Consider the following 10833-nt stretch of genomic DNA (forward strand, 5'->3'; position numbering starts at 1 on the left):
CCCGGCGTACGTCGGGGTCTTTTTACTAGAGTGTTTGTACTAATGCAATAATAGACATAATAGCCAATAAGTGATAATGTTTCTCATTATCAAAAAATAATTATTAATAAAACTATGGCTTACTACCGTATTCCTTTCCACTTAGATCTCATGGAGGAGTCTATCCAAACCAATGGAAACATTGTATTTAAACATCCTAGATGTGAATTTTCCCTAAGGTGTAATCAACTTAATGATGATGTGGTGCTGAGCGAGTTCCATGGCCACTTCAGCTCTCCTATCCAACTCGATACACAAGACAAAACTGAGTTCGATTCTGTTACCATCATGCTTAACTTTGGCAATGCGGTTTACTATTATATCGACAGTTTAGCCACCCCTCGTATCCTCCCCAGCCAAGCATTGGCCTTGTGCTATTCTGATGCGAGAACAGGTATGTGCCGATACCAACCTCAACAAACCCATCTATTTGCGATACAGATGCCGAGAAAAGTGTTGATGGAATATCTGGATGTCATGCAAATCGGCGACGACATCCAAGACAAGCTTCGACGTAGGGAACCCTTTCTGACAATGAAGCCCGCAACGGAGACATTCAAACGATTCGCGGATCGCCTATCTCTAGCATCTACGTTCAATGACACGCTGCACCATCACTTATCCTACTCGTTTATAACGGAAGCCACCCGATACCTGTTTGCAAATGATGATGTCCGATGTACACGTATAGACAATTGCAATGGTCTCGAAAGAGCCATCGATATTCTTGATAAAGAATACATGGTGCCCACGACTATCACACAACTGGCCCGACGAATTGGCACCAACGAAACATCACTCAAGCAGTGGTTCCGCAAAGAGCTAAATACCACAGTGCACCAATACATTGTCCAACAACGTATGGCCAAAGCAGCCGAGTTGTTAAGTATGCATGCACTCTCCATTTCACATGTTGCGCAAGAGGTAGGCTATGCCAATCATGGCCATTTTGCCGCGGCATTCAAAAAAGAGTTCGGCTGTGCTCCCTCGGCTTATCCGTCAGAGTCCCCCTCGACACAGTATCACCACACACTGTAAGTAACGCTTAACACAATAATCACGGCCGTTTGAAATCTAGAAAAAGAACAAAAGATCTCTTAAAAAGTGCTTTAAATACAGCGCGTTAAATACAAAAGCCAAGATATATGCAAATTTCCTCTAAAAGCTCGCGTTTGAATTTTACTCATTCATTGTCGAAAACGCCTATTCGCGCGTTTTTTTCCCCTGATTGAGTTAGCGCCTCGACGATGAGATTTGCACCATAGACGATAAAATCATAAATAGAAGGATTCCGTAAAATGTTCAGGCACCGTTTCTCACTTTCTCCGCTCTCACTCGCAGTGTTGACGGCAATACTAAGTCCAGCCGTTGCTGCCAGTAACCAGGGTCAGGAAGTGATGATCATCGAAGCGACTAAGCAGGACATTCCCTTAGAACGTGTCGACAATGCCATCTTAATCAAAACTGGTGAGGAGCTTGAGAAAGCGGGGATCCACGAAGTGAAAGATTTAGAGAAAGCATTTCCGGGGCTGATGATTCAGACACGAGGTAACCGCACGTATGCCAATACAACCGTACGAGGCGTTAGCTCACCAGACTATTATTCACCCACAATTAGTATCTACGTTGATGGTGTACTGCAAGACAGTGCATTCCTTACCCAGCAGTTATTGAACGTAGAACAAGTCGAATTACTCAGAGGTCCTCAAGGCACGCTATACGGAGGTAATGCTCAAGGTGGTGTCATCAACATTACGACCAAAAAGGCTACCGATGAGACCCTAGCTTCAGCAGGTGTTACCTACAGCAATCGAAGTCAACAGCTTGATGGCTCAGCCGCCGTCGCGATTAGCGAAACAACCTATGCTGATGTTGCAATCCGCTCATTAAAAGACGAAGGAAACATTCGTCATATTCCAAGCAATACGGATGACGCCAATGAAACCGAAGATTTTAGCGGTACTGCCCGATTCCACTATCTGCCTGAGCAATCACCACTCTCCCTCACCTTTTCAGTATCTTCTGCGCACTTAGACAGCCATGAAGAGTGGTATTTAACTCAAGAGGAATATAACAACAAGGCGACCAGCCAAGACATCCCTGAACTTAAACGTGTCGTCAATAGCTATGCTTTAAATGTGGGTTACGATCTTGGGGCTACCCAGTTAACCAGTATCACGGCGTACCAGAACCGCAACGTTGACCGTCAGTTTGTCGGTGGAAAATGGGTTGAAAATCAAAACACCTTCAGCCAGGAGATTCGTGCCAACACTCGATTCAACGATGACCTTTCTGCACTAATCGGCGGCTACTACGAGAATAGACGCTTTGATGTTAACGCGGGTGCTCACAATGACATCAAGACCGATACCTATGCTCTATTTGGCCAAGCAACTTATGCGCTAACACAAAGTGTCGACCTCACTGGCGGATTACGCGCATCTAGATTCTCCTCCGAGTCCGACTTTGGCGGTAACTCCGCTTGGATGATTGACAGTTACCAATCGGAAAAGTCGGAAAGTGTGGTTTCACCAAAAGCGGCGCTTGGCTGGCAAGTGGATGAGGACTCGCGAATATTTGCCTCAATAACCAGCGGTTACAGGCCTGGTAGCTTTAGTCCAGTTCCACGCAGCTCAGGCGATACCAATGGCTATGATGCAGAGAAATCTCTAAATGGTGAATTGGGATGGCGAACCATCTTGCTCGATCAAACGCTACACTTTAGTGGCGCTCTATACTGGATCGAAACCAAAGATATTCAATTGTACACGGGCAACCCCAATAGTCAGGTCCTAACCAATATGGGCGATGCTCAAAGTAAAGGCATTGAACTCGACCTTGCTTACTACCCAACAGATGATCTGACGCTGACACTAGGTGCCACCTTCGGTCAGTCGACATTCGAATCGGGCAACAATGGTATTCAAGGCAACACTCTGCCGTATGCACCGGATACAACCGCTGTAGCTGGGCTTGAATATTACTTGCCTCAAACCTGGGTAGAGGGCGATATTTCAATCATTACCAACGCACGATACACCTCAAAAATCTACTTTGATGAAAACAACACGGTGGCACAAGACGGCTATGCTCTCGTTGACGTAGCTATTCAGTATACCATCAATGACAACCTCTCTTTCCGCTTGTTCAGTCATAACTTGACCGACAAAGAGTACGTCACCTATGCGTACACTCGAAGCAACACGCGCTACAGCAACTACGGTACTGCGCGAGAGGTTGGCTTGAACATGAAGCTGGAGTGGTAATACCATGAACACCGCTCAAACAACGCTGGGCCTCAAACCACTACTGGCGGTTCTTGCTGGCGTATACACCATACAAAGCCTCGTTGGGATGTTTACACTGCAAGGGCTACCTGCCGTGTTGCGCTCTGAGGGTATCTCAACCTCTCAAATCGGCTTGTTTTATTTAGCGATGCTACCATGGGCGTTGAAATTCTTATGGGCACCCTATGTGGAAGCAATGCGAAAGCGCCGCGGACTGTTGAGCCATGGGAAACTGATTGGTTTTGCCCAATTAGGCGTTGTTGTCATCCTCACTGGAATGGCTTTAACTTCAGCGATACAGCTCCCTGCCCTGTTGTTTATCAGCGTGTTTGCTCTGGCTTTATTCTCTACTGTTGCAGATATCAGTACGGATGGCTTAGCGGTCGATCGATTGCCGCAAAGAAGTCGTCATTTAGGCAACTCAATGCAAGTCGGAGGCGCTTACATCGGTGCTCTATTTGGTGGTGGACTTTTCATCTATATGATGGGGGTCTACCAATGGCAAACGGCGCTGTATGTTCTGATGACACTCATTGTTGCGATGTCACTACCAACAATTGCATTGTTTCGTAAAGAGGTGCCTTCACCACAACTTCAAATCGAATCGTGTCACCCTTCATTGCTCAGGGCCTGGAACAGTTCCAGCGTTCGTTTGGGGTTACTCATGGTAATAGTATGCCAAATAGGGACACGAGGCGTGCAATCAATGATGATGCCTTATCTGTTTGATCAAGGTCTTCAATTGACCGATCTAGGTGTACTTGCCGCAGGAGGTGGTGCCATCACTGGACTGATCGGGGTACTAGTCAGTGCCATATTAATGAAACACTTTTCTGCTCGTACCATGCTGCTAACCTGTTTAAGTTTAGAAGCCTTGGTCTTTGCCTGTTTCTTCCTCGATACGCAAGAGCTCATCATAAGCGCATTCCATTTACCGATCCTCTACGTGCTAAGCTCAGCAGTAGCCGCCGCGAAGTTTGTGGCCCTTTATACCCTGATGATGGAATGGGCATACGGCAAGCAAGCTGGTGTGGACTTCACCCTCTTCCAGTCCACAGACATGGCGGTTGCCATTCTGATGGCACTGGCAAGTGGCATTGTCATCGCCAACTTAGGTTATGGCGCCCACTATGGCATTGCGGTTATTGCAACTGTCATTGCTTTTGGGCTTGGTTTTCTTCGCCTCTCTACACCAAGGTCATCACCCCAACCTCAAGTTACCTAATCCCATAACGCCCACCAATGGTGGGCAAATTTACCCTCTCCCATCAGCCACATGAACGCATGTGGCTTAGGGAGGCTCAACCTAAATTTGATAAAAGTAAGATGCCAACATGTCGAATAACACTGATCTAATTACCCAGTTTGAACAGGCGCTCTGCGATACTTATGCACTCTCTCATGCTGCTCTCAATGACGAAGAAAACATGTTCTCACTAGGCGTGGATTCAATGTTTTTAATGCGTATGGTCAGTCAGTTTAGGCGGGCAGGCTGTAAAGTTAGCCTCAAGCAGCTCTATGCCAGTCCAACACTAGGTGATGTGCGCGATCTACTTCGTTTACACGCAAGCGGTCAAAAACACCAGCAGGCGCAATCAGAAGTCTCGCCTGCCCGTTTGCCTAGTATGCTCGATGGTCAGCCGTTTCCGATGACACCAGTACAGCATGCGTATTATGTCGGTCGCGACCCGAATCAGCCGCTGGGAGGCAACGGCTGTCACCTTTATCAAGAGTTTAATGGACATCAGCTCGATACCGTTCTCTTAGAACGCGCTCTAAACACTTTAGTCAAACGCCATCCGATGCTGAGCGTCGCATTTCAAAGCGATGGTATGCAACGCTGGCAAGCACCAACGAGTCCGATAAAGGTCATTTGTCATGATTTGACAGACATGCCTGCTGAGCAGGCAGACAGTGCCTTGCTCGACTTGAGAGCGAAACTTAGCCACCGTCCGTTAGACGTACAAAATGGCCAAACGATAGAATTTCACTGTTCTTTACTGCCTCAAGACCAATTCAGAGTGCATGTCAGCATCGACCTCTTGGTTATGGATGCCGCGAGCTTTAGCCTGTTTTTTAATGAACTGTCACAACTATTACAGGGCATGCCGTTATCGCCTCGCTCAAAGCACTATGATTTTTGCAGCTATCTGGCACAGGAGAAAGCGGAATTGGCTACTGTGCGCCAAGCCGCCAAACAATTCTGGTCCGAGCAAATAGACTCGCTACCTACAGCGCCAAAGTTTCCTTTGACAAATGAACCGCATCAAATTGGTAAGCCCCAGTTTCATCGTCGTCGCCATACTCTAAATCATGAGCAATGGGCGATATTTCAGAAACATGCTTCGGCACATCAAGTCACACCAACCATGGTATTGGCAACCGCTTATGCAGCCGTTCTCTCTAGATGGAGCGGTCAAACCGATCTCCTACTCAATCTAACCTTGTTTGATTGCTACCCATTTAACGAAGATGTACAGCACTTACTTGCCGACTTCACCAACATTCTTTTGTTGGATATGCGCCTCGAAGAGAAAAGCATTGTCGAGTTGGCTCAAACACATCAACAACGCTTCGCTGAAGTCTATGAACATAGGCATCATTCTGGTGTAGAGGTTCTTCGAGAGCTGAAAAAAAAGGGAACCCATCCGCACGGCGCACCTATCGTCTTTACCAGTAACCTGAACCACTCCCTGTTCGGTGACGATGACTCATCGCCTTTGGGCGAACCTGGTTGGGGCATCTCACAAACACCTCAGGTCTGGCTCGATTTTGTCGCCTTTAAGCACAAAGACGGCATCATGTTGCAATGGGATAGCGTGGACGCACTGTTTCCGTCAGGCTTTATGGATAGTCTATTTGCAGCTTTTGTTCAGGTTGTCGAACATCTGGTTGCCAAAAACACAAACTGGTCAGAACCTTTCCCTGATCTCTTACCGCAGCAACAGAAACGACAAAGGCAAGCTCGTACTCCTCTACCGACTCAACTGCCTGACGGGCTGCTTCACCAACGCATTTTTGATGTTGCTTCGCGCCACCCAAATGCGATTGCAGTCGTGCACGACGGGGAGACGATTAGCTTTGAAGCACTGACATTTCGTGCTCAATGCCTCGCCAACCTATTAATCAAAGCGGGCTTAGAAAAAGACGAACGTGTCGCGATCAGTATGGAGAAAGGTCCTGGCCAAATCATTGCTGCACTTGCCATACTCTACGCAGGAGGCATTTATGTGCCTATTGCTCCCGACCAGCCTTTGAGCCGCCGAAAAACTATATTAGATAGCGCGAACATCCGATTTGTATTGCGTTGTCAGAACACACTCTCACGCTACGATTGGACAGATGCCGATCATATCGAGTGGCAAACCGCTATCGAGTCTCCGTTGCTATCTCCCCCTCATCAATGCACACCTGATGACACCGCGTACATCATCTATACATCAGGCTCTACGGGGATACCTAAAGGTGTCGTGATCTCTCATCAATCGGCTCTGAACACATGCATTGATATCAACCAACGGCACCAAATCAGCACAAAAGATCGCGTCTTGGCATTATCTGCTCTGCACTTTGATCTGTCTGTTTATGACATATTTGGCGTGCTTTCAGCGGGGGGGGCATTAGTCGTTCCACTTGAAACACAACGACGAGATCCTATGGCTTGGGCAGCTCTAGTTGATAAGTACCATGTCACGCTTTGGAATACGGTACCCGCTCTGTTTGACATGTTTTTGACCTACTGTGAAGGTATGGGCCTCACGACTCCATCTCATCTCAGAACTGTGATGCTCTCAGGGGATTGGATCGATTTGTCTCTCCCTGAGCGCTACCGTAAGTTTCGCCCGCAGGGGACGTTCAGTGCCATGGGAGGCGCAACGGAAGCAGCCATTTGGTCAAATGAGTTTTTGGTCGATAAGGTTGATCCAATGTGGCGTTCCATTCCCTATGGCTACCCTTTAAGTAATCAAGCCTATCGAGTCGTTGATAGTGCAGGTCGTGATTGCCCTGATTGGGTAGTGGGTGAACTCTGGATTGGTGGCGTGGGGGTTGCACAAGGTTACTGGAACGATCCTGAACGTACTGAAGCACAATTTATTGAAACTCATGACTCAGTCAGTGGCGAACGTCAGCGATGGTATCGGACCGGCGACATGGGATGCTACTGGCCTGACGGCACACTTGAGTTTTTAGGACGTCAGGACACTCAGGTCAAAGTCGGCGGCTATAGGATAGAGTTAGGTGATATTGACGCCGCACTTAATCGCATAGATGGTGTTCGTCACGGTGTGAGTTTAGCCCTCAGCCCTTGTGGGGGAAAAGATCGTCAATTAGAAGTGTTTGTTGTCGCTGAAGGCAATCAACTTTGCGCAAGTTCAACCCCAGACAACAACCTGCCCACAAGCTACAGCGATCTATTTCCTGCCTCGAGTCGTCCGGCGAACCAGCTTGGGGCAAACGAAGTCGCTCATTTTCTGCTCTATCACCTTTGCACCAGCATCCCTGCAAGTGAAGCATCACGTTCATTCGAGTCTTGGTGTCATGCTTATGGAGTAGCAGAAGGCTACCAGCCACTATTCAAGCAATGGTGGGCGTTACTCTGTCAGCAAGGTTTAGCAACGCAGTCAGAAACCCATTACCAATTGCACAACCCAACCGGTCAGTGTCCAAACTGGTTTGAAACACCTTCCGAGTTTACGCACAACAGCGAATTGCTGAAAGCCATCATGACAGGAAGCAAGCCAGCGCCAGCCCTGTTAGATAGCATACTCTCTCCTGAAGCGTTAATGACTCACAGCCCTGCGTTTCAGGCGCAAATTGGTGCTCTTGCTCAAGGCATATCTAATCTGTCATCTCAACTTGGTCGCCCTGTCGTTCTCGCAGAGTATGAAGCCAGAAGCGGTCGAGTCGCGCACGCACTATTGGAACTGTGTGGTCCTGACACCCTTCACTATCACGCAATGGACACGTCTTTGTCCCTCGTTCAATCAGCCCAATCAAGATTAGCGCGCTTCTCTCATGCCAGCGTGCATCATTGGGATAACAAGGACAACCAGGAGTTGTTCGGTCAATCAGACATCGTCCTGCTCAATAATGTTCTTCACCGACTCAAAGAGCCACAAGCAGGGCTCACCAACGCTCAAAAACTGCTGACGCCACAAGGCTTGATGCTGGTACTTGAAACTTCCGCGCTAGGAGAAGGTGCACTTATCAGCGCTTTGGTCATGGACCCTGCCCTCTCAACACTCCCCACTCAGAGCGAACTGCTCACTTGGTTCCAAGATGCTGCCCTGCGTCTCGAGCATAAGCTAGATCAATGGCCTTTGATGGGTTATGCCCTACGTAATTTATCTCAGGTCATAGTTCCTGATAGTGAAATTCTAAAAGCAAAACTGGCAGAGCTTTTACCTCAATATATGCTGCCCAAACGCGTCCATTTCCTGACATCACTGCCACTGAGTCCAAATGGCAAGGTGGATCGCAAGCGATTGGCGCAAAACAATACATCAATGGACGAAGCGCAACCACTTGAATCACCGCTGCAAACGGAGAACGAACGCGTTTTGGCTCAAGTCTGGCAATCGCTTTTCCCCAAACAGACTTTTGACCGCCACAGTGATTTTTTCTTGCTCGGTGGCGACAGCCTGATGGCTACCCGCTGTATTGGCGCGTTGCAAAAGCTCGGATACATTGCCGATCTCACTGATCTTTTCACTCACACAAGGTTAGAAAGCTTTGCCGCCAAATTGACTCACGCTGAAGCTCAGAAACAGCCGGCCCAACTGATACCAAACCCAGAAGAACGCTACAGACCATTCCCAATGAACGAAGTACAAGAAGCCTATTGGATTGGCCGACAATCTGGTTTTGCTTTAGGGAATACAAGCGCGCAGTTCTTCGTCGAATTTCGTGTGTCTGAGTTTGATGCACCAAGGTTTAATCAGGCGTTTAACCAACTGATTAACCGCCATGATGCACTGAGAACGGTCGTACGCAATCATCAGCAGCAAGTCTTAAGTGACGTTCCTGCTTTCTCAATCCAATGCCATACCTTCGCTGATATTGACTGTCATGAAGCCGACCTAATTCGCACTGAACTATCCCACCGAGTGAATGACCCTGCATTGTGGCCACTGTTCACAATGGAAGCCCTTGTATCGCCAGAACACTCCGATGCTCGACTCTGTATCGGATTAGACAACATGATGTTGGATGGGCTGAGCATGCAGATTTTCTTCTCAGAGCTCGAAGCTTTGTATCTGAACCCAAGCATTCAGCTTCCGGCGATCGAACTGACATTCCGAGATGTACTTCAGTGGCAGAGCAATCACCGCTCGCCTCAAGCAGAAGAGCATGCCAAGACCTATTGGCAGCAGCAACTGACTAATCTTCCGCCGGCAGCAACACTTCCATTGCAAGCCGACCCTGCAACTTTGAGTCGCCCGAAGTTTATACGAGCAGCTGGGACTTTATCGCCACATGAATGGCAAGCTCTCAAAACACAAGCAAGCCGGCATCAGGTAACGCCATCCGTTATTTTAATGGGTGCATACGCTGCAACGTTAGCAGCATGGGGACGCCAGTCATCGCTAACCCTAAACCTGACTCTGTTTGATCGCCCTGATGTACACCCACAGATTAATCAGGTGATGGGTGATTTCACCACATTGCTCCTATTGGCTTGGCATCAGGAGGCTAATTGGCTCAGTAGTATCAAACGTCTGCAACAACAACTGGCTCAAGATTTAAAACACAGTAATGTCTCCGCCGTTTGGGTAATGCGAGAGCTCGCTCGTCAACAGCACTTATCCAGTGCAAGCATGCCCGTCGTATTCACTAGTGCACTGGGGACTTCCGATGGCGACTTTTTGTCGGATAAAGGCTGGCTAAAACCTGTCTGGGGTATCTCTCAGACACCTCAAGTCTGGCTTGACCATCAAGTCTATGAGTCCGAAGGAATGTTGTGTCTAAACTGGGACGCGGTTGAAGCACTATTACCTCAACCACTGCTGGATCAGATGTTTGGACACTATGTCGCATTGTTAAAAACACTGGCTAATCAACCTCAGAGCTGGTCCCAATCTTTGGCCACTCTGCTGCCTGAACATTCGGAGCCGGTCACCTCTCCGATCCCCCATGCTACAGGTCAACCGTTGGTCTCTCAATCTAAGAGTAACCGAGGCAAACCAGAAAATGTGCAACGGATTCAGGCAGCCTTTGGTCAAATTGTCTCGACACCGATTGGTGAAAACGACAACTTTTTCGATGCCGGGGCAAGTTCATTGCAGTTAGTCCAACTGCATGGGTTACTCACCCAGCAAGGCGATACGATCTCGGTTACAGACCTGTTTACTTATCCTTCACCAGCCTTACTTGCTGGCGCGTATGAGGTATCAACAAAGGGTTCTGAACCTCACTCTGCACGCACCCAACGTCAGCAGAGACAGACTCAACGCAAACTCACACGCCGACAACGCGTTAACTAAAGACTAGCTCGAGGTGAGTGCTA

Annotated in this window: 4 protein-coding genes; all 4 read left to right on the top strand. The window is 48.2% G+C overall.

Annotated elements, in window-relative coordinates; all coding sequences use genetic code 11:
• Positions 1 to 114 precede the first annotated feature (114 nt).
• The 4 genes from TW84_RS07370 (at position 115) to TW84_RS07385 (ending at position 10810) form a co-directional block, all read left to right on the top strand.
• Entirely contained in the window at positions 115 to 1077 is a 963-nt protein-coding gene (locus TW84_RS07370; protein WP_045975014.1) for a helix-turn-helix transcriptional regulator, read from the top strand.
• A gap of 260 nt (positions 1078 to 1337) precedes the next feature.
• Positions 1338 to 3305, top strand: a complete 1968-nt coding sequence (locus TW84_RS07375; protein ID WP_045975015.1) for a TonB-dependent receptor — start codon at positions 1338 to 1340, stop codon at positions 3303 to 3305.
• A gap of 4 nt (positions 3306 to 3309) precedes the next feature.
• Positions 3310 to 4551 (top strand): MFS transporter, encoded by a 1242-nt coding sequence (locus TW84_RS07380; RefSeq protein ID WP_045975016.1) that lies wholly within the window; start codon positions 3310 to 3312, stop codon positions 4549 to 4551.
• A 109-nt stretch (positions 4552 to 4660) separates the two neighbouring features.
• Positions 4661 to 10810: a non-ribosomal peptide synthetase gene (locus TW84_RS07385; RefSeq protein WP_045975017.1), complete on the top strand. Its 6150-nt coding sequence runs from the start codon at positions 4661 to 4663 to the stop codon at positions 10808 to 10810.
• Positions 10811 to 10833: the final 23 nt, after the last annotated feature.

It is taken from the genome of Vibrio neptunius (assembly GCF_000967495.1).
Taxonomy (GTDB): domain Bacteria; phylum Pseudomonadota; class Gammaproteobacteria; order Enterobacterales; family Vibrionaceae; genus Vibrio; species Vibrio neptunius.